Genomic DNA, 25,707 nt, shown 5'->3' with positions numbered 1-25,707 from the left:
GTGCTGACTGAAACCGAATTTTAAGGACCCACAGATAATGGCTATCGAAATCAAAGCCCCGTCATTCCCGGAATCGGTTGCCGATGGCACCGTTGCCACCTGGCACAAGAAACCAGGCGAAGCTGTAAAGCGTGACGACCTGATCGTCGACATCGAGACCGACAAAGTCGTTCTGGAAGTGTTGGCCGAAGCTGACGGCGTGCTTGGCGCAATCGTTGCCGAAGAGGGCGCTACCGTCCTGTCCAACCAGGTACTGGGCTCGATCGAAGAGGGCGGCGCTGCTGCCGCTGCTCCGGCCGCCGCCGCCGCGCCTGCCGCTGCCCAGGCCGCTGCTCCAGCTGCCGATGGCGAAGACGATCCAGTCGCTGCCCCGGCCGCGCGCAAGATCGCCGAAGAGAACGGCATCAACATCGCCTCCGTTGCCGGCACCGGCAAGGGTGGTCGCGTGACCAAGGAAGACGTGGTTGCCGCCGTTGCCGCCAAGAAAGCCGCGCCAGCCGCTGCTCCGGCCAAGGCTGCTGCGCCTGCCGCTGCCGCGCCAGTGTTCGCTGCCGGTGACCGTGTTGAAAAACGCGTTCCGATGACCCGCGTTCGCGCTACCGTGGCCAAGCGTCTGGTCGAAGCCCAGTCGAACATGGCGATGCTGACCACCTTCAACGAAGTCGACATGACCGAAGTCATGGCCCTGCGTTCGAAGTACAAGGATCTGTTCGAGAAGTCCCACAACGGCGTACGCCTGGGCTTCATGTCGTTCTTCGTCAAGGCTGCCACCGAAGCGCTGAAACGCTTCCCGGCCGTCAACGCGTCGATCGACGGTTCGGACATCGTCTACCACGGCTACGCCGATATCGGTGTTGCTGTTTCCAGCGACCGTGGCCTGGTGGTTCCAGTACTGCGTAACGCCGAACTGATGAGCCTGGCCGAAATCGAAGGCGGCATCGCCACCTTCGGCAAGAAGGCCCGTGACGGCAAGCTGTCCATCGAAGAGATGACCGGCGGTACGTTCACCATCACCAACGGTGGTACATTCGGTTCGATGATGTCGACCCCGATCGTCAACCCGCCGCAAGCGGCTATCCTGGGCATGCACAACATTCTGCAGCGTCCTATGGCGATCAATGGTCAGGTCGTGATTCGTCCGATGATGTACCTGGCACTGTCCTACGATCACCGCCTGATCGACGGTAAAGAAGCCGTGACGTTCCTGGTAACCATCAAGAACCTGCTTGAAGATCCGGCTCGTTTGCTGCTGGATATCTGATTTTCGCCGCGAGGGCCGGTCTGTTGTGACCGGCCTCTTGCTGAAACAACCGGTTTCGTCCCACGACGGTCACCACAAGTGACCGTTCGGTTTGATTCGAAAAGGAATGACTCATGACTCAGAAATTCGACGTGGTAGTGATTGGTGCGGGCCCTGGCGGCTACGTAGCGGCCATCAAGGCTGCGCAACTGGGCCTCACCACTGCCTGCATCGAGAAATACACCGACAAAGAGGGCAAGCTGGCCCTTGGCGGTACTTGCCTGAACGTCGGTTGCATTCCCTCCAAGGCGCTGCTGGACAGCTCCTGGAAGTTCCACGAAGCGCAAGACGGCTTGGCCATTCACGGTATTGGCGGTGTCAACCGCGAAAATGTCACCATTGACGTGCCTGCCATGGTTGGCCGCAAAGCCAACATCGTCAAAGGCCTGACCTCGGGTGTTGCCACCCTGTTCAAGGCCAACGGCGTGACTTCGATCCAGGGCCACGGCAAGCTGCTGATGGGCAAGAAAGTCGAAGTGACCAAGCCAGACGGCTCGGTTGAAGTGATCGAAGCCGAGAACGTCATCCTGGCGCCAGGCTCGCGTCCGATCGACATTCCGCCGGCTCCGGTCGACCAGAACGTGATCGTCGATTCCACCGGTGCCCTGGAATTCCAGAGCGTGCCAAAACGCCTGGGCGTGATCGGCGCCGGCGTGATCGGCCTCGAGCTGGGTTCGGTATGGTCGCGCCTGGGCGCGCAAGTGACCGTCCTGGAAGCCCTCGACACCTTCCTGATGGCCGCCGATGCCGCGGTCTCCAAGGAAGCGCTGAAAACCCTGACCAAACAGGGCCTGGACATCAAGCTGGGCGCTCGCGTGACCGGTTCGAAGGTCAACGGCGAAGAAGTCGTGGTCAACTACACCGACGCCAATGGCGAACAGACCATCACTTTCGACAAGCTGATCGTTGCGGTCGGCCGTCGTCCGGTGACCACCGATCTGCTGGCTGCCGATAGCGGCGTGGACCTCGACGAACGCGGTTTCATCAAGGTTGATGATTTCTGCGCCACCACCGTACCGGGCGTCTTCGCCATCGGTGACGTGGTTCGCGGCATGATGCTGGCGCACAAGGCGTCCGAGGAAGGCATCATGGTCGTCGAGCGCATCAAGGGCCACAAAGCCCAGATGAACTACGACCTGATCCCTTCGGTTATCTACACCCACCCGGAAATCGCATGGGTCGGCAAGACCGAGCAGGCCTTGAAAGCCGAAGGCGTTGAAGTTAACGTCGGCACCTTCCCGTTTGCAGCCAGTGGCCGTGCCATGGCAGCCAACGATACCGGTGGTTTCGTGAAAGTCATCGCCGATGCCAAGACGGATCGCGTATTGGGCGTTCACGTCATTGGCCCGAGCGCTGCCGAGCTGGTACAGCAAGGCGCGATCGGCATGGAATTCGGCACCAGCGCTGAAGATCTGGGCATGATGGTCTTCTCCCATCCGACCCTGTCCGAAGCCTTGCACGAAGCGGCCCTGGCCGTAAATGGCGGCGCCATCCACGTGGCCAACCGCAAGAAGCGTTAATAGACAATAAGAAACCACGGCGGTATGGCCCGTCGTGAGCCTTGCGAGCAAGACTCACCGCGGAATATCCGCTGGACGCAGCCTTGCGTAGCTGCACCGGTTAACTGGAAAGCTACGCAAGCAGCAGTCACAGGTGGTGCGGCACCAGAACGGTGCAGCACCGAATGCGCAGTACCTAACGAAGACGGTAATAAGCATGAATCTTCACGAGTATCAGGGTAAGCAGCTGTTCGCTGAGTACGGCCTGCCAGTATCCACCGGTTACGCGGTAGACACCCCGGAAGCGGCAGCAGAAGCTTGCGACAAAATCGGCGGCAGCGAATGGGTTGTCAAAGCCCAGGTTCACGCCGGTGGTCGCGGTAAAGCGGGCGGCGTCAAGCTGGTTCGCAGCAAAGAAGACGCCAAAGCCTTCGCACAGCAGTGGCTGGGCAAGCGTCTGGTGACTTACCAGACTGACGCCAACGGTCAGCCAGTCACCAAGATCCTGGTTGAATCGTGCACTGATATCGCTAAAGAGCTGTACCTGGGCGCTGTCGTTGACCGTTCGAGCCGCCGCATCGTGTTCATGGCTTCCACCGAAGGTGGCGTGGACATCGAGAAAATCGCTCACGATACCCCTGAGAAAATCCTCAAGGCCACCATCGATCCACTGGTTGGCGCACAGCCATTCCAGGGTCGCGAGCTGGCATTCCAGCTGGGTCTGGAAGGCAAGCAGGTCACTCAATTCGCCAAGATCTTCGTAGGTCTGGCCAAGCTGTTCCAGGACCACGACCTGGCACTGCTGGAAGTGAACCCGCTGGTGATCAAGGCCGACGGCGACCTGCACTGCCTCGATGCCAAGATCAACATCGACGCCAACGCCATGTACCGTCAGCCTAAGCTGAAGACTTTCCACGATCCGTCGCAAGACGATCCGCGCGAAGCGCACGCTGCCAAGTTCGAACTGAACTACGTAGCCCTGGAAGGCAACATCGGCTGCATGGTCAACGGTGCCGGCCTGGCCATGGGTACCATGGACATCGTCAACCTGCATGGCGGCAAGCCAGCCAACTTCCTCGACGTGGGCGGTGGTGCTACCAAGGAACGCGTAACCGAAGCGTTCAAGATCATCCTGTCCGACACTAACGTCGCTGCAGTACTGGTCAACATCTTCGGCGGCATCGTTCGCTGCGACATGATTGCCGAAGGCATCATCGGCGCCGTGAAAGAAGTCGGCGTGAAAATCCCGGTTGTTGTTCGCCTCGAAGGCAACAACGCTGAGCTGGGCGCTAAAGTACTGGCAGAAAGCGGTTTGAACATCATCGCTGCTACCAGCCTGACCGACGCTGCTCAACAAGTCGTTAAAGCTGCGGAGGGCAAATAATGAGCGTCCTGATCAATAAAGACACCAAGGTTATCTGCCAGGGCATTACCGGTTCGCAAGGTAGTTTCCACACCCAGCAAGCCATCGAATACGGCACCAAGATGGTTGGCGGCGTAACACCAGGCAAGGGCGGCACCGAGCACCTGGGCCTGCCAGTGTTCAACACCGTGAAAGACGCTGTAGCCGCAACTGGCGCCACCGCCAGCGTGATCTACGTTCCAGCTCCTTTCTGCAAGGACTCCATCCTTGAAGCAGCGTTCGGCGGCATCAAGCTGATCGTCTGCATCACCGAAGGCATCCCGACCATCGACATGCTGGAAGCCAAGGTCAAGTGCGACGAGCTGGGTATCACCCTGATCGGCCCTAACTGCCCAGGCGTGATCACTCCAGGCGAATGCAAGATCGGCATCATGCCAGGTCACATTCACTTGCCAGGCAAGGTCGGTATCGTTTCCCGTTCCGGCACCCTGACCTACGAAGCTGTGAAGCAGACCACTGACGCCGGTTTCGGTCAGTCGACTTGCGTCGGCATCGGCGGTGACCCGATCCCGGGTTCGAACTTCATCGACATCCTGAAGCTGTTCCAGGAAGACCCGAAGACCGAAGCGATCGTCATGATCGGTGAGATCGGCGGTTCGGCTGAAGAAGAAGCGGCAGCCTACATCAAGGCCAACGTGACCAAGCCGGTTGTTTCCTACATCGCTGGTGTGACTGCTCCTCCGGGCAAGCGCATGGGCCATGCTGGCGCAATCATCTCTGGCGGCAAAGGCACTGCAGACGAGAAGTTCGCTGCACTGCAAGACGCAGGCGTGAAAACCGTGCGTTCGCTGGCAGACATCGGCAAGGCCCTGGCCGAGCTGACTGGCTGGGAAATGAAGAAGTAAGCTTCGGCTGACTTTTTGTTCCAGCAACAAAGGCCACCCTCGGGTGGCCTTTGTCGTTTCTGGCCCTTGAGAATTCATGTGTTGTGGCGGCGGCTCTTGTGGCGAGGGAGCTTGCTCCCGCTCGGCTGCGAAGCAGTCGTAAACCAGGCAACGCATTTTGTCTGAATGAATACGGTCGCCTGTATGGGGGCTGCTTCGCAGCCCAGCGGGAGCAAGCTCCCTCGCCACGGGGGGCTGGCTCCTGAAAATTCCGCCGCGAGCCGAAAAATAGATACGTAAACGCGACGCTGGAATGTCGCGTATCGGATAGTTCGCCCCTTAACAGTGCGTTTTCTCGCTAAATTCGTTAGGCTAGCAGCCATTTTTGCGACCGCTGCCCACAAGGAAGCGCCGCGCTAAACGGGTCGGTCCCATACGGATCGGCAGCATTTCCCTCATCCATAAGGGAAATCCCTCTCTAAATTCCGATTCAGTAGTGTGGTTTCCTTAATGAAAGTGTTGAAAGGCCAGGACATCCTGGCGCTTGGTTTCATGACATTTGCCCTGTTCGTCGGGGCCGGCAACATCATCTTCCCGCCTATCGTCGGTTTGCAGTCCGGGCCTCATGTCTGGATGGCGGCGCTGGGCTTTTTGATCACGGCGGTCGGGCTGCCGGTCATCACGGTCGTTGCACTGGCCAAGGTGGGCGGGGCAATGGATGCCTTGAGCAGCCCCATCGGCAAAGTCGCCGGTGGGTTGCTGGCGGCGGTGTGCTACCTGGCCGTTGGCCCGTTGTTCGCCACACCGCGTACCGCCACCGTTTCGTTCGAAGTCGGCTTGGCGCCATTGACTGGCGAAAGCCCGCTGGCGCTGTTCCTGTATAGCGCCGCGTATTTCCTGCTGGTGTTTTTCATCTCGCTCTACCCGGGCCGCCTGCTGGACACCGTCGGGCGCTTTCTCGCGCCACTGAAGATCATCGCCCTGGCCGTGCTCGGCATCGCGGCGTTTGCCTTGCCCGCGGGTGATATCGGCGTGGCGACCCCCGAGTACATCGCGGCGCCGTTCTCCCAAGGATTCATCAACGGCTACCTGACCATGGATACCCTGGGCGCCTTGGTGTTCGGCATTGTCATCGTCAACGCGATCCGTTCCCGGGGCGTCGAGTCGCCGGCCTTGATCACCCGCTACGCGATCATCGCCGGGCTGATCGCCGGGGTGGGCCTGGCGCTGGTCTACGTCAGCCTGTTCCGCCTCGGTTCCGGCAGCCATGAGGTGGCCGCAGGGGCGACCAACGGCGCCGCTGTGCTGCATGCCTACGTGCAACACACCTTCGGCAGCCTGGGCAGCGGTTTCCTTGCCGTGTTGATCTCCCTGGCGTGCCTGGTGACCGCAGTCGGCCTGACCTGCGCCTGCGCCGAATACTTCAGCCGTGTCCTGCCGCTGTCCTACAAGACCCTGGTGGTGATCCTGGCGGCGTTTTCGCTGCTGGTGTCCAACCTGGGCCTGACCAAGCTGATCGCGTTCTCGATTCCGGTTCTTACCGCGATCTATCCACCGTGCATCGCCCTGGTGGCCCTGAGCTTCTGCAAGGACTTCTGGCACGAGCAGGGGCGCATCGTTGGCCCGGTGATGCTGGTGTCGTTCCTGTTTGGCCTGATCGACGCGCTCAAGGGCGCCGGCCTGGCAGACTGGATGCCGACGCAACTGGCCCACCTGCCGCTCAGCGAGCAGGGCCTGGCCTGGCTAGTACCTTCGGTGATGACCCTGGCGGTCGCGGTGGTGTGTGATCGCCTGCTGGGCAAGCGCAGCGAAGCGTTGGCTTAAGCGGCTACAGGCAGATTCATCGGCAAGAACCGAAATGCCCCGTATCAATCGATACGGGGCATTTTTTTTGAGTGCAGTGTCTTTTTCCGTGGGCTAACGTCGAAGCAGTGTCTTGAAAGGCTTGCACAAAACCTTGTGGGAGCTTGCTCCCACAGGTCGGCATTTCAAGGCAAGTCTGGCTTTAGACGTCATGTTTTTAGACATACAGGAAATCGAATGTCATTCATCCAAGCCAACCTGATCCACCTGCTTGCCGCCGCCTGGTTCATTATCTGCTGGGCGGGCTACACCCGTTATGCCACCTGGAAGGCGCGCGACACGGCGTGCCTGGCCAGCGTGATGCACCTGTACCGCGAAGACTGGATGCGCCGCATGCTGCTGCGTGAGAACCGTATCGCCGATGCCAGCGTGATCGGCAACCTGGAGCGCAACGCATCCTTCTTCGCCTCCAGCACATTGATCATCCTGGCCGGTATCCTGACGGTACTCGGGGCGTCCGATCGGGCGGTGTCGTTGCTGGCGGACATACCCTTGGTGCAGCAGGCGTCCCAGGGCATGGCGGAGGTCAAGTTGCTGTGCCTGGCACTGGTGTTCGTGTATGCGTTCTTCACGTTCAGTTGGTGCATGCGCCAGTACAACTTCGCGGCAGTCCTGATTGGCTCAGCGCCGATGATTGGTGAGCGGCATGTGTCGGAGCAGGAGCGCAAGGCCTTTGCGCTGAGGGCAGCGCGAGTGATCTCCATGGCCGCCAACCAGTTCAACTTTGGCCTGCGTTCCTATTATTTCGGCATGACCATGTTGGCGTGGTTCGTCAGCCCCTGGTTATTCATGTTGATGAGTGCCGGCGTGGTGTTCGTGCTGTATCAGCGCGAGTTTCACTCCGATGTGCTGGACGTGATGGTCTATACCCCCACCGAAGCGCCAGTGTCCGAGGTGGGCAAGGAGGCGGCCTGACAAGCGTGCCGCCAAATCGCAGGCAAAAGAAAACCCGCATCAGGCGGGTTTTCTTTTACTGCTAAAACCGTATCAGTTGGTTTTAGGCGCGGTAGCAGGTGCTTCCTGCTGGGCGGCACTGTTCGATTCAGACTGAGCTTTGGCGGCTTCGGCGTTTTCTTTCGCCGCTTCGTTCACTTTATCCTGTGCTTCGCCCATTTTCTGCTGGGCTTCTTGGGAGTGTTGGTTGGCATCTTGAGCTTTGTCCTCGGATTTTTTATCGCAGGCAGCGAGGCCGAGGGAAGCGGCCAACATCAAGGCAATAGCAAAAGTCTTACGCATGGGGTGTTTCTCCTTATGGAAATAACTACTGGCCTTTTGAACGCCACCCCTCGGATTAAGTTCCTGTTGTGTAACAGATATATAACTTTGCCCTGCAATGGAACTTTGTGCATCGCGCCTGTTGCCAGGTCTCGTCACTCATTGGAGCGTTGATCGAATGGCCGAAGACCCCGTTTTTGAGCGTGCCACACGTTTTTTATCCGCACTCAGGCATTGCCAGGTGCTGGGCTTGAAGTTGCACAGTGCCAGTCGTGACGGGCTGACGGTCATCCTGCCGTTCAGCCCGCAAATCGTCGGCAATCCCCTGACGGGCATCATCCATGGCGGGGCGTTGACCTCATTGATGGACACCGCCTGTGGTATGTCGACCCTGTGTGTGCTGCCGCAATTCGAAGTCTGTCCCACCCTCGACCTGCGGATCGACTACATGCACGCTGCCGAGCCCCACAAGGATGTCTACGGCTTCGCCCAATGCTATCGGGTGACCCCGGACGTGATCTTCACCCGGGGTTTCGCCTACCAGGACGATCCCGAGCAACCCATCGCCCATGTGGTGGGCACCTTCATGCGCCTGGGCCAGCATGCCAGGGGAATGGGGAAGGGCGGTCCGATGACCGCTGTGGGCCAGCCATGACCGATATCCTCCAGGAACAACTGCGCCGCGCCTGCGAGCAGGGCGACTACGCGCTGCTGCTCGCCTCGATTCCCTATGCCCAACTCATCGGCGTCGAATGCACGCGCCAAGGCGACGACTTGTTGTTTCGCCTGCCAGCCAACAAAGACAACATTGGTAACCCTTTACTGCCGGCCATCCACGGTGGGGTCATCGCCGGTTTCATGGAGCTGGCCGCTGCCGTGCATTTGTTGATCGCCACGGGTACGTCGGGCATACCGAAAATCATCGATTTCTCCCTGGATTACCTGCGCACCGGACAGTTTCGCGACACCTACGCCAAATGCCAGGTCTGGCGCCAGGGCCGGCGGGTCGCCAACGTCGCGATCACCGCCTGGCAAGACGTCGAGGCCGAACCCATCGCCACTGCCCGGGCCCATTTCAAGATCCAGGAACCGTCGAAACCGGATCGCCCTTGAGCTGATCACTCGGAGCTTGGCGAAGTTGACGATGGCATTTTCTTTTGTTCGATCCGGAAGGTCAGATAGTTTGAGGCGAAGATAATCACTGCGCCGACCAATACCCAGATTTCAAGAGGCTCACCGTAGAGAAGAAAACCAACGACGGCAATGAGTGGCACCCTGAAAAAATCAATCGGGATGGCAATGGAAGCTTCCATGACGCTCAGCGCCTTGGCCATGGCGAAGTGCGCACTTAAACCCGTTATACCCAACAGCAGGATCCAGGGGACGCAGGCGAGCGTAGGGGTACGCCATTGTGCCAGGGACAGACCAAGGCCCAAGGGCAATTGTAGAAGCACCATCCAGATCACGATGATGGCGGGACTGCTGGTCAACGTCAGTTTTTTCACCATGATGATGGATGTTGCGTAGCCCATGGCGGCCAGAAGAACGATGAACGCGGCGGGTTCAATGCTATCAAGGCCGGGCCTTAGAACGACCAGGACACCCAGGAAACCGCCGATGGCGGCGAATACCCTGGCGGTGGAGAGTTTTTCCTTCAAGAATAAAAACGCCAGGAGGGAGACCCATATCGGGGTGGTGAACTCCAGGGCAAAGACCTTAACCAACGGAAGTGATGCCACGCCAATGGTCCAGGCATATTGTCCGGCGAAGTGAACCGCGTTCCTGCCAATCTGTAGACCCAGGTCACGGGCTTGTTTGAGCTTGGCGCGCTGTTGGTAAATAACCGGAAAAACAATGATCAGTCCAACCAAGGACCTGAAAAACAGGATCTCGAAGATCGACATGAACTTGGAAAGCTCTCGCGCCGCGACAGCCATGCCTATGAATGAAAGCAGGCTTGCTGCCATCCATAATGCTCCACCTAATGGCAGCTTTACCTGATGCATTGACGCTCCTTTTTATTCGGCCATTGTTCTTCGTGAACCGCCGCCGGGTATTAAAGCAGCGATTATCCGTGGCTCAGGCAATTTCTTCGCAACGCATTTCGTCAGTACCCGGCCAGGCGCCAGAGGCGGGTCGCCAACGTCGCGATCACCGCCTGGCAAAACGTCGAGGCCGAACCCATCGCCACTGCCCGGGCCCATTTCAAGATCCAGGAACCGTCAAAACCGGATCGCCCTTGAAATCATCAGCGTTGCCCCCACCTTGAGGACATCCCGCCGCCAATCTCAGCGAGGCGGACACCACCATCCACTTGGAGTTTGATGACCATGAGCGTGGAAACTCAAAAGGAAACCCTGGGCTTCCAGACCGAGGTGAAGCAACTGCTGCACCTGATGATTCACTCGCTGTATTCCAATAAGGAAATTTTCCTTCGCGAGTTGATTTCGAACGCCTCTGACGCTGTCGACAAATTACGTTTCGAAGCCCTTTCCAAGCCTGAATTGCTGGAAGGCGGCGCTGAGCTGAAAATCCGTGTGAGCTTCGACAAGGACGCAAAAACCGTCACCCTCGAAGACAACGGCATCGGCATGAGCCGCGAAGAGGTAATCACGCACCTGGGCACCATCGCCAAGTCCGGCACCGCCGACTTCATGAAGAACCTGTCCGGCGACCAGAAGAAAGATTCCCACCTGATCGGCCAGTTCGGCGTCGGTTTCTATTCCGCGTTCATCGTGGCCGACCAGGTCGAAGTGTTCAGCCGCCGTGCCGGCCTCGCTGCGAGCGAAGGCGTGCACTGGTCGTCCAAGGGCGAGGGCGAGTTTGAAGTCGCCACCGTCGACAAGGCCGATCGCGGCACCCGCATTGTGCTGCACCTCAAGTCCGGCGAAGACGAGTTCGCCGATGGCTGGCGCCTGCGCAACATCATCAAGAAGTACTCCGACCATATCGCGCTGCCAATCGAGCTGCCGAAGGAAGTCACCGCTGCCGAAGGCGAAGAAAAGCCTGAAGTGGAATGGGAAACCGTCAACCGCGCCAGTGCCCTGTGGACCCGTCCGCGCACCGAAGTGAAAGACGAGGAATACCAGGAGTTCTACAAGCACATCGCCCACGACTTCGAGAACCCGCTGAGCTGGAGCCACAACAAGGTCGAAGGCAAGCTGGAATACAACTCGCTGCTGTACGTGCCGGCCCGTGCGCCGTTCGACCTGTACCAGCGCGAAGCGCCACGCGGCCTGAAGCTGTATGTCCAGCGTGTGTTCGTGATGGACCAGGCCGAGTCGTTCCTGCCGCTGTACCTGCGTTTCATCAAGGGGGTGGTGGATTCCAACGACCTTTCGCTGAACGTGTCGCGGGAAATCCTGCAGAAAGATCCGATCATCGACTCCATGAAGTCGGCGCTGACCAAGCGTGTGTTGGACATGCTGGAAAAACTGGCGAAGAACGAGCCCGAGCAGTACAAGAGCTTCTGGAAAAACTTCGGCCAGGTCATGAAAGAGGGCCCGGCCGAGGACTTCGCCAACAAAGAAAAAATCGCCGGCCTGCTACGCTTTGCGTCGACCCAGGGTGACGATGGCGAACAAGTCGTAGGCTTGGCCGATTACCTGGCCCGCGCCAAGGAAGGCCAGGACAAGATCTACTACCTGACCGGTGAAACGTATGCACAGGTCAAGAACAGCCCGCACCTGGAAGTCTTCCGCAAGAAAGGCATCGAAGTGCTGCTGCTGACCGATCGCATCGACGAGTGGCTGATGAGCTACCTCAACGAGTTCGACGGCAAGAGCTTTGTCGACGTGGCCCGTGGTGACCTGGACCTCGGCAACCTGGATTCGGAAGAAGACAAGAAAGCCGCCGAAGAAGTCGCCAAGAGCAAGGAAGGTCTGGTCGAGCGGATCAAGACCGCCCTGGGCGATGCTGTCAGTGAAGTGCGCGTCTCGCACCGCCTGACCGATTCCCCGGCGATCCTGGCCATCGGTGAGCAGGACCTGGGCCTGCAAATGCGCCAGATCCTCGAAGCCAGCGGCCAGAAAGTCCCGGACTCCAAGCCGATCTTCGAATTCAACCCGGCCCACCCGTTGGTGGAAAAACTCGACAACGAGCAGAGCGAAGAGCGTTTCGGCGATCTGTCGCACATCCTGTTCGACCAAGCGGCCCTGGCGGCTGGCGACAGCTTGAAGGACCCGGCGGCGTATGTACGCCGCCTGAACAAGCTGTTGGTTGAACTGTCAGCTTAATCAAGTGCAGGAAAAACCCGCTTCGGCGGGTTTTTTCATTTCTGGTGTTCCGATTGAAGAGGAGTCCGTCATGAGTCAGGTTACGGTTCGTTCGCTGGTCTATCAGATTGAAGGTCAAACCTATGAAGGCCGCCTGGCCTTCGACATTAGCCAGCAGGGCTCGCGCCCGGGGTTGCTGATGGCGCCGAATTGGATGGGCGTAGGGGCGGGGGCCGAGGACATCGCCAGATCGGTGGCGGCCAACGGTTATGTGGTGTTGATCGCTGACCTGTACGGGCAGACGGTCCGCCCGAGCAATGCCGATGAGGCGGGAGCGGCGATGATGCCCCTCAAGAACGACCGGGCGTTGTTGCGCAAGCGCATGCAGGCGGCGCTCGAGCAACTGCAGAGCCAGGACGAAGCGCAGGTCGATACTTCCAGGCTGGCCACGTTCGGCTTCTGCTTCGGGGGTTGCTGCGCCCTGGAACTGGCCCGTAGCGGTGCGCCGCTGAAGGCCGCCATTTCCTTCCACGGCACCCTGGATACACCGAACCCGGCGGATGCGCAGAACATCAAGGGGGCGGTGTTGGTGATGCACGGCGCCTCGGACCCGCTGGTGCCCAAAGAGCAGCTCCCGGCTTTCGAAGATGAAATGAACGCGGCTGGGGTGGATTGGCAATTGCTGAGCTACGGCGGTGCGGTGCACTCGTTCACCGACCCGCAGGCCAATGTGCCGGGCAAGATGATGTACAACGCCAAGGTCGCCGGGCGGGCGTTCCGGTCGATGCATAACCTGTTGGATGAAGTGTTCAAGGGCTGAGTGCTTCAAGCAAACCCCGTGGCGAGGGAGCTTGCTCCCGCTGGGCTGCGTAGCGGCCCCGTTTTTTCTGCGGTTGCTGCGCAACCGAGCGGGAGCAAGCTCCCTCGCCACGGGATGTTGTGAGTCTAGGGCAACTCGATCCGCTCACTTTCCCCTGGCACGGTCGGCCAGTCTCCGGCTGCCCAGCGTCGACGGGCATCGTCGATCCGTGCCGGGTCGCTGGAGACGAAATTCCAGTTGATCCGTCGCGGCCCGTCCAGCGGTGCGCCGCCGAACAGCACGGCATGGCAGTCGCTCTCTGCAAACAGCGTCATTTCTTCCCCGCTTGGCAGTATCACCAACGAGTGGGGTTCCACCGGCTCACCGTCCAGCGACGCCTCGCCGTTCAAGACATACAGCGCCCGCTCTGCATGCTCGGTGGGAATCAGCAAGGTCGTCGCGGTCAGCAGGTTCAGTTCGGCGTAAAGCGTCGGCGACAGCACCGGCACCGGTGATTCCAGGCAAAAGCCCGACCCGGCGATCATCCGGATGCTGACCCCCAGGTTCTCGCTGACGGGCAGGCTGTGTGCCGGGTGATGGCTGTAGTGCCCGGGGCCTTGTTCGTGGGCCTTGGGCGAGGCCAGCCAGACTTGCAAGCCGTGCATGACGAACGCGTTGCCCAGCAATGACTCGGGGGTGCGCTCGACATGGGCGATGGCGCTGCCTGCGGTCATCCAACTGACATCCCCGGCGTCCACCACCTGGTCGGAACCCAGGCTGTCCTTGTGCTGGAGTTTTCCTTCGAACAGGTAGGTGAGGGTGGACAGGCCGATATGCGGATGTTGGCGGATGTTCATGCCTTTGCCCGCCGGGTAGGTGGTTTGCAGCATGTGATCGAAGAACACGAAAGGCCCGACGCTGCGGCATTTGGCGGACGGCAGCGGGCGAAGAATCGGCTGGCCTTCGACATCTTCGGCGCGGGGGCGAACGGTCAGGGGAGTGGTCATGTTGTTTTCCAGGTTGAACAACGGTTGCATGAAGCATAACCCGTCGTCGGCAGGCGCGGCAGATACGCCTTGAACCCCAGCGGGACGGTGGGGGTCTATGTTGCTCATGGCTTCTGGAGACTGCCTGTGCTTTTGACCCGTTTGATCTTTGCCTGGCTGCTGGTTGTTTCGAGTAGCGGTGCCGCGGCTCGCGAATATGCCTACAGCGATGCGCACCTGCATTACGTCGATTTTTTCCAGGAAACCGCCGGCATGCCCAAGTTGCTCCAGGCGATGGCGGACAATCGCATCGAGCATGTGATGATTTCCGGTGTGCCAGTGGCCAAGAAATGGCACGAAGACGAGCCCAAGCGTCCTCGTTATTACGCCGGTGACGATGCGGATGCCTATTGGTACAGCGCCACCGACGTGATTGTCGCCGCGGCGGTGAGCAAGCTGACCGACGAGCAGCGCCGGCACTTTCATCCATTCCTGTCGGGCTTCAATCCCAACGACAAGAACTCCGCCGCGCATATCCAGCGCATGCTCGACCTGTACCCGGGGCTGTGGCAAGGCATCGGTGAGGTGTTCACCCGCCATGACGACCTGACTGCGCTGACCTCGGGCGACACCCCGCGGGCCAACAACGAAGCCATGACGCGGATCTATCACTTGGCGGCCGAGAACGACCTGCCGGTGATGTTGCATTCCAACATCACTTCCAAGCGTGAGAAAAATCCGCTGTACCTGGCGGAAATCGAGGAGCCGTTGCGCAATCATCCGCACACGCGCTTCATCTGGGCCCACGCCGGTACCAGCATGGAAATCCATCGCCACCAGACCCGCTTGGATTTTCTGTTGCCGACCCTGACCCGCATGCTCGAGGCCTATCCAAATCTGTACATAGACCTGTCCTGGAGCGTGCTCACGCCGTACTTGCTGGACGAGGCGGGTGAGCCTCGGCAGGAGTGGGTACGCCTGGTAGAGCGCTTTCCGGAGCGCTTCATGGTGGGGTCGGACGTGGTAGGACGTTTCAACACGCTTGGCAAGGAGTTGCGCGGTTTCGATCCGTTCCTCGATGCCTTGCCCGAAGACGTGGCGCGGAAGGTGGCGCGGGATAACTTTCTTTCGGTATTGCCGCGCTCAGTGGCCCGCTAAGTCCGCTTTTGTGGCGAGGGAGCTTGCTCCCGCTGGGCTACGCAGTAGCCCCAAATCTGGCGACTGCTGCGCAGTCGAGCGGGAGCAAGCTCCCTCGCCACGGGATTATCGGTGGGCAGGGTTTGTCATCAGCCTGTCACTCCCGTGTCATACCCTCGCGCTCATCTCAATCAAGGAGCGCACTATGCACCTCACCCGTTCAAGCGCACTGGTCGCGCTGTGGTTGACCTGCGGCCTGGCACAGGCCGAAGTCCGTGTCGAAGGCCCGGTGGAGTACGGTGTTTTCGAAGGGCCGCAAGCCGAGCTGCAATCGGGAGAGCGGGTCCTGCGACGCAGCAATGAGCAGATCCGCCAGACCGAGAGCGTGCCGGCGAAGCTGGGCACCAAGTTCGGCATGCGCTACCAGTTGGCCGGCAAGGTCGCGGATGACCAGCCGTTGACCCTGTTGTACTTCACTCCCGGTATCCGTACCCCCGATGGCGTGCGCCACGACAAGTTCGAGGTCATCCAGAAACTGGTGCCCGGCGCGCCTCAGGATGTCATGGCCTACGAATTCACCGAAAGCCACGAAGTGGTGCCGGGAGAGTGGCGGTTCATGGTGTTCCAGGGCGATCGGCTGCTGACGCAGCAGCGGTTTGTGGTGCGCTGAATTCCATTCACCACAGACCCCATGTGGTGTAATTGAGCAGGCGCAAAAAAAAGCCCCGAACCAGTCGGGGCTTTTTGTGTGCGGCTGTCGGCGGGGCTTACTTGCCCTGCCAGCGCTTCAGTACCAGGGTGGCGTTGGTGCCGCCGAAGCCGAAGCTGTTGCTCATCACGGTATTGATGGTGGCGTTTTCGCGAGTCTTGGTCAGGATTGGCAGATCGGCCACTTCTGGGTCCAGCTCGTCGATGTTGGCGGAACCGGCCATGAAGTTGCCTTCCATCATCAGGATGCAATAGATCGCTTCGTGAACACCGGCGGCGCCCAGGGAGTGACCCGACAGGCTCTTGGTGGAGCTGATGGCTGGCGCCTTGTCGCCGAACACTTCCCGTACGCCCTTCATTTCCATCACGTCGCCCACTGGGGTCGAGGTGCCGTGGGTGTTCAGGTAGTCGATCGGGGCATCGACATTGGCCATGGCCATCTGCATGCAGCGCACGGCGCCTTCACCGCTTGGTGCGACCATGTCGTAACCGTCGGATGTGGCGCCGTAGCCAACGATTTCGGCGTAGATTTTCGCACCGCGGGCCAGGGCGTGTTCCAGTTCCTCGACCACGACCATGCCGCCACCGCCGGCGATGACGAAGCCGTCACGGTCGGCGTCGTAGGCACGGGAAGCTTTTTCCGGCGTGTCGTTGCGCTTGCTGGACAACGCGCCCATGGCGTCGAACAGGAAGGATTGGCTCCAATGTTCTTCTTCACCGCCACCGGCGAACACGATGTCCTGCTTGCCCAACTGGATCTGCTCGACCGCGTTCCCGATGCAGTGGGCACTGGTGGCGCAGGCGGAGGAGATCGAGTAGTTGATGCCCTTGATCTTGAAGGGGGTAGCCAGGCAGGCCGAAACGGTGCTGCCCATGGTCCGCGTGACGCGGTACGGGCCAACGCGCTTGACGCCTTTTTCGCGCAGGATGTCCAGCGCTTCCATCTGGTTCAAGGTCGAGGCGCCGCCGGAACCGGCGATCAGGCCGGTACGTACGTTGGACACTTGCTCTTCGGTCAGGCCGGAGTCAGCGATGGCGTCCTTCATGGCCAGGTAGGCGTAAGCCGCCGCGTGGCCGACGAAACGGTAGATCTTGCGATCGATCAGCTCTTCGAGGGGAAGGTCAATGGAGCCGGAAACCTGGCTACGCAGACCCATTTCGGCATATTCCGGGTTGAACCGGATGCCAGGGCGACTTGCACGCAGGTTAGCGGAGACGGTCTCTTTGTCATTGCCCAGGCACGAAACGATGCCCAGACCAGTGATAACGACGCGGCGCATGCGGATAACCCTTAGAAGTTGTCAGTGGAGGTGAAAACGCCGACCCGGAGGCCTTCGGCGGTGTAGATCTCGCGACCATCCACGGCAACCGAACCATCGGCAATGGCCATGTTCAGCTTGCCCTTGAGGACGCGTTTGATATGAATGTTATAGGTAATTTTCTTGGCGGTCGGCAGGACCTGACCAAAGAACTTCACTTCGCCCGAACCCAGGGCGCGACCGCGACCCGGCAGGCCTTGCCAGCCGAGGAAGAAACCGACCAGTTGCCACATGGCGTCCAGGCCCAGGCAGCCCGGCATGACCGGATCACCTTCGAAATGGCAGGCGAAGAACCACAGGTCCGGAGTGATATCCAGCTCGGCGACCAATTCACCTTTGCCGTACTTGCCACCCTCTTCGCTGATATGGGTGATGCGATCCACCATCAGCATGTTCGGGGCGGGCAGTTGCGCGTTACCTGGGCCGAACAGCTCACCGCGACTGCAGCGCAGCAGATCTTCCCGGGTAAAGGCGTTTTGTTTGGTCATGCGAGCTCCTCAATAGTCCCATGCGGCAGGGTGGGGCAAATCTTCCCGGCCGACCGAAGCGTTCATGCCTCGAATCGACAGCCTACTCATAGACTATTGCGTTGTAGTGAAAGTCACAGCACACGGGAAATGAATGTACACCTGTGCACTGAAATTTTTATTCAAGCCCCAATCGAGGCTTGTTCGGGTGCCTAAGACTGCCGCACTTTCGCCTTTCACGCCAGTCACAGATGGTCCGGTGACCTGTTCTAATTCACCCAGCGCTGCAGAATCTGTTGCAGGTCGTTCCTTTTGAACGGCTTGGCCAGGTAATCATTCATGCCCGCCGCGAGGCAGGCTTCGCGGTCACCCTGCAAGGCGTTGGCCGTCAGGGCGATGATCGGCACCTCGCCGCAGCCCGGCAACTGACGGATCTGCCGCGTGGCTTCGTAGCCATCGATGATGGGCAATCGGCAATCCATGAGGATCGCTTCGAAAATCAGGCTTTCGGCGCTGCGTACAGCCTGGGCGCCATCGGTGGCGATGCTGACGGTGAAGCCCAGGCTGCGCAGCATGGCTTCGACCACTGTCTGGTTGACCGGATTGTCTTCCACCAGCAATACGTTGCGGCCTTCACCATCGCCGCTGCCGTTGGGCAGGCGCGGCGCCAGGGTCGGTGGCGTCTGGCGCGACAGGGCCAGCGGGATTTCGAGGGTGAACACCGAGCCCTGGCCTTCTTCGCTCTGGGCTCGCAGCGTCCCGCCCATGCGTTCGGCCAGGGTACGGGCGATCGGCAGACCCAGGCCGGTACCGCCGTAGCGCCGGGAGATCGAATTGTCGGCCTGCTGGAAGGCATCGAACATGCGCTCCAGGCTCTCGGCCGGGATTCCGATGCCACTGTCGCGCACCGCGCAGGTGAACCACAGCAGTTCGTGGTCCAGGGCCTGCCACTGGCATTGCACGGTGACACGGCCTTGCTCGGTGAATTTCAGTGCATTGCCGATCAGGTTGACCAGGATCTGCCGTATCCGCGTCGGATCGCCCTGGACCTGCAAGGCCTGCATGTCGTCCGGGACCAGCAGGTCCAGGCCCAGCTTGCGTTGCGCGGCGCTGTGCTGGAACGATTGCGCGCAACTGCCCACCAGTTCTGCCAGGTTGAACGGGATGTGCTCCAGCTCCAGGGCCGAGCGTTCGATGCGCGAGAAATCGAGAATGTCGTTGATCACCTTCAACAGGTGTTCGGTGGATTCCGAGGCCAGCGCCGTGTACTCGTGCTGCTCGTCGGTCAGGCGGGTGGTTTCCAACAACTGCAGCATGCCCAGTACGCCGTTCATGGGCGTGCGCAGTTCATGGCTCATCATCGCCAGGAATTCGGACTTGGCGCTGTTGGCTTTTTCCGCTTCTTCGCGGGTCTTGATCAACTGCGCCATGGCCTGGTGCTGTTCGCGGCTGGCTTGCCCCAAACCCTCGGCCAGGTTGTTGATGTGCCGCGACAAGGCCCCCAGTTCGGCGTCATCGACGATGGGTAGCGGGGTGCTGTAGTCGCCTTGCTGGATGGCCTTGACCGCGTTGCCGATGTCGCGGATCGGCCGGGACAGGTTGGTCGCCAGCCGGCGCGCCACCAGGAAGGTGAACAGCAGGGCGAACAGCGCCAGGATCGCGGCCTTGAACAGAATCTCCTGTTGCCGCTGACTGAAGGCGTCACTGGACATGCCGACGATCACGCGGCCCAGGTAATCTTCGCCGGAGGCCTCCACGGATGGGCTGTTGCCCTGCAGGAAATCATTGTTCAGGGCGATGCGCTGCAAGCGCACCGGGGCCTGGAAGACTTCGACCTGCTGGGCATGGCTGCGGGTCTGCTCGGGTTGTTCGACGTACACCAGGACCTTGTCGGTGCTGTCCTGGACCTCCAGGAAGCGCACGTGTGGGGTCGCCAGGGTGGCGGTGAGCAGGCTTTCCAACACTTCTTTGTTGCCGGAAATCACCCCGTATTCCGTGGCGGGGGCCAGTTGGTTGGCGATCAGTTGCCCGGTGTGATTGAGTTCCTGGCGCAAGTCCTGGATCCGCACGAAGGTAAAGAAACTGATCAGCAGCACAGTCAGCAGCAACGCCGGGCCGAGGGCGATGAGCTGGGTTCGGGTGTTGATGTCCCAACGGCGACGCAAGGTCATGGGCGGTGTTCTCCTTCGGCCAACGTTGCCGCGACGGATTCGGCATCAATCGGTTCGATCCCCAGCGAGCGGGAGACCTGCCGGTTGCCCAGGACCTTGAAACGGTCCGGATACAGGGTGCGCGGCCAAGTGGTGGCAGGGCGGTCGAGCAACTCGTCGAGAATCGCCAGCCAGTCTTGTTGGTCGCTATAGGTGCTGGCCAGGCTGCCGGCCTTGACGAATGCGGCGCTGGGCCCGATCAGGGCGCGTTGCCGGGCGTAGCTGCTGAGCAACAGGTTCTTCACTGTCTTGGGGTTGTACAAGTCGGGGTCATCGAGACCCAGAAGCACGTCGCTCTGGCCCAGCAGGTTTTGCAGGGGACGGCTGTCGTTGGTGTCGTCCCAGCGTTCGCTGACGATGGTCAGGCCCAGCGGTGCCGCGGCCTGTTGAATGTCCTTGAGCAGGAATTCGCTGTGGGTGTCGAAGAGCACGCCGACCCGTCGCACCTGCGGCAGGATGGCGCGGATCAGCCGCAATTGCCGCGCCATCGGTGGATCGCTCCACAGCAGGCTCAGGTGCGCAGGCGTTGCTTCGCCCAGGCGATCGCGGGCTTGCTGGCGGCTGATGCGCAGCACCAGGGTGGCCGGGCCTCGGGCGTCCTGCAGGCGCCAGTCGAGGCTGGGCAGGTCAAGCAGGATCAGGCGGACATTGCCCGGCAGCTTGTCTGGCGCTGGCAGGTCGGCCAGCGGCGTAAACCGCACGCTGTCTTCAGGGCGCAGGGTTTTCAGGGCCTGGGTAAAAGATTGCACGCCGGGGCTGTCCTCGGTGCCGGTCAGCAGGATTTCCGCGCCCCGGGCTTCGATGGTCGCCAGCCAACCGGCAAACACCAGGCATAGGACTAGCGTCAGGCGGCCATGAAATGGCGTCTTGCGGGGTGGGCGTCGGGACATCTAGAAAGACAACTCCGCGCTGAAGTACACGACATGGCGGGAGTCGTAGCGATTGTCGGTAAACGTGGTGGGCTGGTTGTCCAGGCGCTGTTGCAGGACTCCCGCCAGTTCCAGGCTGGCCTTGCCCAGGGAAATGCGCCGGGCGAGGCGGGTGTCTACCCGTTCGTAGCGATAGCCATTGAGGGCGTCGGCGGCGTAATAGAACAGCGCACTGTTCCAGCCTTGGCCCCAGTCCCGTAGCCAGCCGGCCGAACCGCTGTTGCGGGCGGTCAGTTGTTCGTCGAGGGGGGTACTGGCCTGGGCGTCGATATAGGCATAGGTCAGGCGCAGGCGGTCGGCGCTGGTCACGCGCCAGTCGACCTGGGTTTCGGCCCCGGAGAATTGCGATTCGTTGCTGTTGCTGGCGATGTACTGATTGTTGCGCAACGGTTCGCTGATCATGCCGGTGATTTCGTCATGGAACAGTTTTACGTCCACCGCCAGCGCCAGGTCCACGAAATAACCGTTGTAGCCCAATTCCCGGGAGCGCATGTGCTCTTGTTCCAAGTTACCCGGGCCGCGGGTCTGGACGAAATAACGGGCACTGTTCTGGCCGAAGGCGGCGGGTTGCAGGTTGGTGACCTGATAGCTCCAGTTGACGTTGTTCTCGAACATGTCCGGGGAGCGTACCGCTTCGGAGTACACCGCGCGCAGGCCGTGGCGCGGGGTGATCAGGTAGTTGACCGCGACCCGTGGGGTCAGCGAACTGCCGGTCAGGCGGGTGTCCTCGAACATCGCGCCGCCTTGCAACAACCAATGCTCGGTGGCCCGCCATTCGAGCTGGCCGAACAGGCGCCAAGTGGTGTCGTCCAGGGTGCCGTTGAAGTATGTCTGCGAATCGGCCCGGTCATAGCGATAGTTGGCGCCGGTGACCAGCCGCAGGCTGTCGGACAGGCTCAGCGTGTCCTGGATCTCCAGGTCGTAGCGCGATTCCCGGGTGCTCTGGTCGATATCGCCGCACAGGGTTTGCGAGGCGCCGTTGCGCCACTGGTCGAGCACCTGATTGGCCAACGCCTGTTCCTGTGGTGTGCCGGCTGGCGCGCCGCCGCTGATGTAGCTGGGGATATTGCGCGCCAGCTTCTCGGCATAGTAGGGATTGAGCTGCCACAGGTCGGTCAATTGCGGGCTGAAGGACACCTCGGCGTCGCAGGCGCGCCAGGTCTGCTGGCGATCCCAATGCTGGATCGAGCCCTGTACATAAAGACTGTGGTCGGCGTCCAGGTCCAGGTTCCAGCGCAGTGAGCCGGCGTAGTCCTTGGCGATCACGTCGGAGTTATCCCCAGCGGCGGTAATCCCGGCGAACACCGGGTGGTAGGTGTAGGGCCGCTGATTGGTCCCGTCCTTGGCGTTCAATTGCCAGTCGATACTTTGCTGCTCGTTCAACGTCTGGCTGACGGACAGGTTGAAGCGGTTCAGGCGGCGGCTGTCGCGGTAATCGGCACCGTTGCGGTCGCTGTCAAAGCCATCGTCCTCCTGGCCGGACAACGACAACCGCAGGTCGCCGCCGTCCCAACCGCTGCCCTGGCTGGCGTACCAATCGCTGATGCCGCGCTGGCCACGGGTGATTTTCAGCCGGGTGCCGTGGCTGTCGGCCGGCGCGCGGGTGATGATGTTGACCACTGCCATCAGCGCATTGGCGCCGTAGCTGACGGTGTTGGGGCCGCGGAAGACTTCGATCCGCTCGATGTCTTCCATGGCCACCGGAATATCGCTCCAGTCCACCGTGGCCAGGCCGGCGCGGTACACCGAGCGGCCGTCGATCAGTACTTGCATGCGGCGGGCTTCGCTGGCGTTGGTGCCATGGTAGTTCACGGCAGCCTGGTTGCCGCTGATGTTGCCGACCATCATGCCCGGCACCAGGCGCAGCAGTTCGCTGATGTCGCGGGCGCCGCTGGCCTTGATCAACTCGCTGTCGAGTACGGTCATGCTGCCTGGCACTGCCGCTGGTGATTGCTTGAGGCGCGTGGCCGTCAGCACCTGGGGCATGGGCTGGCTGTCCACGAACAGGTCGTCGCCCAGCACTGGCGGGCTGATGATCAGTGCCAATAGCAGGGACGAGCCAGGACGGGAAGGGCCAACGGACACGGCACAGCCTTTGAGATGGGATGGATGGCGGGCATGTTAACCGAGCTGAACGACTTTTCCATTCGCGTTGACAGCATTTTCCTAGGAATTGATGGTCAGCTTCCTACAGCGGATGGTAATTGTTGCCGGGGCTGGTCGCGCTCTGGCCGCTCCGTATAATGCCCCGCATTGCCACTTGGTATGGATGAACGGATTGCATATGACTGAACAGTGCCCGATTGCGGTCCTGGGAGGCGGGAGTTTCGGCACCGCCGTGGCTAACCTGCTGGCCGAGAATGGTCACCCGGTGCGCCAGTGGATGCGTGACCCGGAACAGGCCGAGGCCATCCGGATCAATCGTGAGAACCCGCGTTACCTCAAGGGCATCAAGATCCGTCCGGAAGTGGAACCGGTGACTGACTTGCAGGCAACCCTGGAGGGCAGCGACCTGTTCTTCGTCGCCTTGCCGTCCAGCGCCTTGCGTTCGGTGCTGGCGCCCTACGCAGAACGCTTGAGCGGCAAGCTGTTGGTGAGCCTGACCAAGGGCATCGAAGCCAAGACCTTCAAGCTGATGAGCGAGATTCTCGAAGAAATCGCGCCCAAGGCTCGGATCGGTGTGATCTCCGGGCCGAATCTGGCGCGGGAAATCGCCGAGCATGCGCTGACTGCCACGGTGGTCGCCAGTGAGGATGAGGAGCTGTGCCAACGGGTCCAGGCGGCCTTGCATGGCCGCACCTTTCGGGTCTACGCCAGTGCCGACCGTTTCGGTGTGGAGCTGGGCGGGGCGTTGAAGAATGTCTATGCCATCATCGCCGGCATGGCGGTGGCGCTGGGCATGGGCGAGAACACCAAGAGCATGCTGATCACCCGTGCGCTGGCGGAAATGACCCGCTTTGCCGTCAGCCAGGGCGCCAATCCTATGACCTTCCTGGGGTTGGCCGGCGTGGGCGACCTGATCGTCACCTGTTCATCGCCCAAGAGTCGCAACTACCAGGTCGGTTTTGCCCTCGGCCAAGGCTTGAGCCTCGATGAGGCCGTGTCGCGCCTGGGTGAAGTGGCCGAAGGGGTCAATACCCTCAAGGTGCTCAAGGCCAAGTCCCAGGAGGCGGGGGTGTATATGCCGCTGGTCGCCGGGCTGCATGCGATTCTGTTCGAGGGGCGCACGCTTGAGCAGGTGATCGAGCTGTTGATGCGTGGCGAACCGAAGACCGACGTCGATTTCATTTCCACCAGCGGTTTCAACTGAACCTTTATTGACCGCAAGCAGGAGCGAGCCATGAACGATCCGCAAGGGCAACCCCAATACGAATCCATCCTGCTGCGAGTGCTGTGGATGGTGATTTACCTGCTGGTCTGGCAGGTGGCGCAATTCATCCTCGGCGCCGTGGTGCTGGTGCAATTGATCTATCGGCTGATCTACGGCGCACCCAGCGCCAGTCTGATGAATTTCGGCGACAGCCTGAGCCAGTTCCTGGCCCAGATAGGTCGTTTCGGCACCTTTCACAGCGATCAGAAACCCTGGCCGTTCGCGGACTGGCCGACCCCGCGCACGCCTGAAGGTGAAGCGCCTCACACCGTGGCGCCGGCGCCGCATCCCGCCCGGGACGAGGAGCCGAAGCTATGAAACTGTGGGTATTGCGTCATGGTGAGGCTGAGCCCCATGGTGTCCGTCCCGATCCGGAACGGGTCTTGACGGTGCACGGCCGCGAGGAGGTGTTGCTCAGCGCCGGTCGGTTGATGGGCGAGCCGTTGCGGGCCATCTACGCCAGCCCTTATGTGCGGGCCCAGCAGACCGCACAACTGGTGCGCGAAGCACTGGGGTTCGAACCTGAACTGATCACCGTCGATTGGCTCACGCCGGAGACCCGGCCGACGGAGGTGCTAAGGCATCTGGAGGACCAGGACGATGTACTGCTGGTCAGTCATAACCCATTGGTGGGCAGCCTGCTGGGCTTGTTGCAGCACGGCCATCTGCAAAAACCCGAGCAAGTGCAAACGGCTGGCCTGGCTGAACTGGAAGGTGACCTGCCCCTGGCCGGAGCGATGACGCTCAAGGGCATCCGGCACCCATAGGCAGGTTGGCAGCAAGGGTTGAGCACAGTAAAACCATAAAGGAACGACAACGATGAGTCTGTGGCGCACCACCCCCAACATCGAGCAATTGAACGCCGCCGGTAAAAATACCATCAGCGAAATGCTGGACATTCGTTTCGAGTCTTTCGACGACGAATCCCTGACCGCCAGCATGGTGGTCGATCATCGCACCCACCAGCCGTTCGGCCTGCTGCATGGCGGTGCTTCGGTGGTGTTGGCCGAAACGGTCGGGTCCATGGCGGCCTATCTCTGTGTCGATGCCAGCAAGTTCTATTGCGTGGGCCTGGAGATCAACGCCAACCATCTGCGCGGTGTGCGCAGCGGACGGGTGACCGCCACGGCCCGGATGGTCCACCTGGGCCGCACTACCCAGGTCTGGGACATCCGCCTGGTCAATGACGAGGGCAAAGTCAACTGCGTGTCGCGCCTGACCATGGCCGTGGTGCCGCTGGGCGAGCAACCGCCGGCGCGTTGAAACATGAATACAGGTTTGTGACTGATGGACCGCTCTTGTGGCGAGGGAGCTTGCTCCCGCTGGGCTGCGAGGCGGCCCCCTAAACCCATCGACGCGGTTAGCCTGGCACACCGCGTCGCCTGGTTTTGGGCCTGCTTCGCAGGCCAGCGGGAGCAAGCTCCCCCGCCACAGGGTTTCATCG

The 25,707-nt window shown here is 60.7% G+C and carries 24 protein-coding genes and 1 pseudogene; 17 read left to right on the top strand and 8 right to left on the bottom strand.

Annotated elements, in window-relative coordinates:
• Positions 1-37: 37 nt before the first annotated feature.
• From odhB to BLT00_RS24080, 6 genes are all read left to right on the top strand, one after another.
• Positions 38-1,261 carry a 2-oxoglutarate dehydrogenase complex dihydrolipoyllysine-residue succinyltransferase gene (gene odhB / locus BLT00_RS24110; RefSeq protein WP_072345690.1) on the top strand — a complete coding sequence of 408 codons (1,224 nt, stop codon included), beginning with the start codon at positions 38-40 and terminating at the stop codon, positions 1,259-1,261.
• 113 nt (positions 1,262-1,374) lie between these two features.
• A complete protein-coding gene (gene lpdA, locus BLT00_RS24105) occupies positions 1,375-2,820 on the top strand; it encodes a dihydrolipoyl dehydrogenase (protein ID WP_092147830.1) in 1,446 nt (481 codons plus the stop codon).
• Positions 2,821-3,016: 196 nt separating this feature from the next.
• Positions 3,017-4,183, top strand: a complete 1,167-nt coding sequence (sucC, locus tag BLT00_RS24100) for an ADP-forming succinate--CoA ligase subunit beta (RefSeq protein WP_003179235.1) — start codon at positions 3,017-3,019, stop codon at positions 4,181-4,183.
• Entirely contained in the window at positions 4,183-5,067 is an 885-nt protein-coding gene (sucD, locus tag BLT00_RS24095; RefSeq protein WP_003179236.1) for a succinate--CoA ligase subunit alpha, read from the top strand. The genes sucC and sucD overlap by 1 nt, the downstream gene beginning before the upstream one ends.
• A gap of 489 nt (positions 5,068-5,556) precedes the next feature.
• Complete coding sequence (brnQ, locus tag BLT00_RS24085; protein ID WP_063324845.1) at positions 5,557-6,870, top strand: branched-chain amino acid transport system II carrier protein; 1,314 nt, start codon at positions 5,557-5,559, stop codon at positions 6,868-6,870.
• 216 nt (positions 6,871-7,086) lie between these two features.
• Positions 7,087-7,824, top strand: coding sequence for a DUF599 domain-containing protein (locus tag BLT00_RS24080; protein WP_063324846.1), 738 nt, complete (start codon positions 7,087-7,089; stop codon positions 7,822-7,824).
• 72 nt (positions 7,825-7,896) lie between these two features.
• Here BLT00_RS24080 and BLT00_RS24075 read toward each other — a convergent pair whose 3' ends face one another.
• A complete protein-coding gene (locus BLT00_RS24075; RefSeq protein WP_063324847.1) occupies positions 7,897-8,145 on the bottom strand; it encodes a hypothetical protein in 249 nt (82 codons plus the stop codon).
• Between the two features lie 157 nt (positions 8,146-8,302).
• Here BLT00_RS24075 and BLT00_RS24070 point away from each other — a divergent pair, with 157 nt between their 5' ends.
• Together BLT00_RS24070 and BLT00_RS24065 are read left to right on the top strand one after the other, a co-directional pair.
• Positions 8,303-8,779 (top strand): PaaI family thioesterase, encoded by a 477-nt coding sequence (locus BLT00_RS24070; RefSeq protein ID WP_092147835.1) that lies wholly within the window; start codon positions 8,303-8,305, stop codon positions 8,777-8,779.
• Positions 8,776-9,237, top strand: a complete 462-nt coding sequence (locus BLT00_RS24065) for a PaaI family thioesterase (RefSeq protein ID WP_092147838.1) — start codon at positions 8,776-8,778, stop codon at positions 9,235-9,237. Before BLT00_RS24070 ends, BLT00_RS24065 begins: the two co-directional genes overlap by 4 nt.
• Positions 9,238-9,242: 5 nt before the next feature.
• Here BLT00_RS24065 and BLT00_RS24060 read toward each other — a convergent pair whose 3' ends face one another.
• A complete protein-coding gene (locus tag BLT00_RS24060; RefSeq protein ID WP_092147841.1) occupies positions 9,243-10,130 on the bottom strand; it encodes a DMT family transporter in 888 nt (295 codons plus the stop codon).
• Positions 10,131-10,247: 117 nt separating this feature from the next.
• Here BLT00_RS24060 and BLT00_RS24055 point away from each other — a divergent pair.
• The 3 genes and pseudogenes from BLT00_RS24055 to BLT00_RS24045 all read left to right on the top strand — a co-directional run.
• A pseudogene (locus tag BLT00_RS24055) lies at positions 10,248-10,367 on the top strand (PaaI family thioesterase); the annotation flags it as partial.
• Positions 10,368-10,454: 87 nt separating this feature from the next.
• The gene (gene htpG / locus BLT00_RS24050; RefSeq protein ID WP_092147902.1) at positions 10,455-12,359 is read left to right on the top strand and encodes a molecular chaperone HtpG; all 1,905 of its coding nucleotides are present in this window, start codon (positions 10,455-10,457) and stop codon (positions 12,357-12,359) included.
• Positions 12,360-12,429: 70 nt separating this feature from the next.
• Positions 12,430-13,158, top strand: a complete 729-nt coding sequence (locus tag BLT00_RS24045) for a dienelactone hydrolase family protein (protein WP_092147844.1) — start codon at positions 12,430-12,432, stop codon at positions 13,156-13,158.
• A gap of 125 nt (positions 13,159-13,283) precedes the next feature.
• Here the strand turns inward: BLT00_RS24045 and BLT00_RS24040 are convergent, their stop codons facing one another.
• Positions 13,284-14,144 carry a pirin family protein gene (locus BLT00_RS24040; RefSeq protein WP_092147905.1) on the bottom strand — a complete coding sequence of 287 codons (861 nt, stop codon included), beginning with the start codon at positions 14,142-14,144 and terminating at the stop codon, positions 13,284-13,286.
• Positions 14,145-14,270: 126 nt separating this feature from the next.
• Between BLT00_RS24040 and BLT00_RS24035 the strand changes: the two genes are divergently transcribed.
• Positions 14,271-15,281: an amidohydrolase family protein gene (locus BLT00_RS24035; protein WP_092147847.1), complete on the top strand. Its 1,011-nt coding sequence runs from the start codon at positions 14,271-14,273 to the stop codon at positions 15,279-15,281.
• A gap of 184 nt (positions 15,282-15,465) precedes the next feature.
• A complete protein-coding gene (locus tag BLT00_RS24030) occupies positions 15,466-15,930 on the top strand; it encodes a DUF3859 domain-containing protein (RefSeq protein ID WP_063324852.1) in 465 nt (154 codons plus the stop codon).
• Between the two features lie 97 nt (positions 15,931-16,027).
• Here BLT00_RS24030 and fabB read toward each other — a convergent pair whose 3' ends face one another.
• The 5 genes from fabB to BLT00_RS24005 all read right to left on the bottom strand — a co-directional run bounded on the left by fabB (position 16,028) and on the right by BLT00_RS24005 (position 22,978).
• Entirely contained in the window at positions 16,028-17,248 is a 1,221-nt protein-coding gene (gene fabB, locus BLT00_RS24025; protein ID WP_092147850.1) for a beta-ketoacyl-ACP synthase I, read from the bottom strand.
• Positions 17,249-17,259: 11 nt separating this feature from the next.
• Positions 17,260-17,775 carry a 3-hydroxyacyl-[acyl-carrier-protein] dehydratase FabA gene (gene fabA / locus BLT00_RS24020; RefSeq protein WP_003204400.1) on the bottom strand — a complete coding sequence of 172 codons (516 nt, stop codon included), beginning with the start codon at positions 17,773-17,775 and terminating at the stop codon, positions 17,260-17,262.
• 248 nt (positions 17,776-18,023) lie between these two features.
• A complete protein-coding gene (locus BLT00_RS24015; RefSeq protein ID WP_092147853.1) occupies positions 18,024-19,925 on the bottom strand; it encodes an ATP-binding protein in 1,902 nt (633 codons plus the stop codon).
• Positions 19,922-20,854 carry an ABC transporter substrate-binding protein gene (locus BLT00_RS24010; RefSeq protein ID WP_092147856.1) on the bottom strand — a complete coding sequence of 311 codons (933 nt, stop codon included), beginning with the start codon at positions 20,852-20,854 and terminating at the stop codon, positions 19,922-19,924. Before BLT00_RS24010 ends, BLT00_RS24015 begins: the two co-directional genes overlap by 4 nt.
• A complete protein-coding gene (locus BLT00_RS24005; protein ID WP_092147859.1) occupies positions 20,855-22,978 on the bottom strand; it encodes a TonB-dependent receptor plug domain-containing protein in 2,124 nt (707 codons plus the stop codon).
• Positions 22,979-23,177: 199 nt separating this feature from the next.
• Here BLT00_RS24005 and BLT00_RS24000 point away from each other — a divergent pair, with 199 nt between their 5' ends.
• Genes BLT00_RS24000 through BLT00_RS23985 form a run of 4 tightly spaced genes read left to right on the top strand, consistent with a single transcriptional unit; the run spans position 23,178 to position 25,526 of the window.
• A complete protein-coding gene (locus tag BLT00_RS24000) occupies positions 23,178-24,203 on the top strand; it encodes an NAD(P)H-dependent glycerol-3-phosphate dehydrogenase (protein WP_092147862.1) in 1,026 nt (341 codons plus the stop codon).
• Positions 24,204-24,233: 30 nt separating this feature from the next.
• Complete coding sequence (locus tag BLT00_RS23995) at positions 24,234-24,581, top strand: DUF4389 domain-containing protein (protein ID WP_003204392.1); 348 nt, start codon at positions 24,234-24,236, stop codon at positions 24,579-24,581.
• Positions 24,578-25,030, top strand: coding sequence for a phosphohistidine phosphatase SixA (gene sixA / locus BLT00_RS23990; protein ID WP_092147865.1), 453 nt, complete (start codon positions 24,578-24,580; stop codon positions 25,028-25,030). The genes BLT00_RS23995 and sixA overlap by 4 nt, the downstream gene beginning before the upstream one ends.
• Before the next feature lie 52 nt (positions 25,031-25,082).
• On the top strand, positions 25,083-25,526 hold the full coding sequence (locus BLT00_RS23985) for a hotdog fold thioesterase (RefSeq protein WP_063324859.1): 444 nt from the start codon (positions 25,083-25,085) through the stop codon (positions 25,524-25,526).
• The last annotated feature ends 181 nt before the right edge of the window (positions 25,527-25,707 follow it).

It is taken from the genome of Pseudomonas sp. NFACC51 (assembly GCF_900103575.1).
In the GTDB taxonomy this organism is placed as follows: Bacteria; Pseudomonadota; Gammaproteobacteria; order Pseudomonadales; family Pseudomonadaceae; genus Aquipseudomonas; species Aquipseudomonas fluorescens_Q.
The sequence above is the reverse complement of the archived record's forward strand: the minus strand, read 5'-3'. Positions and strand labels throughout refer to the sequence as shown.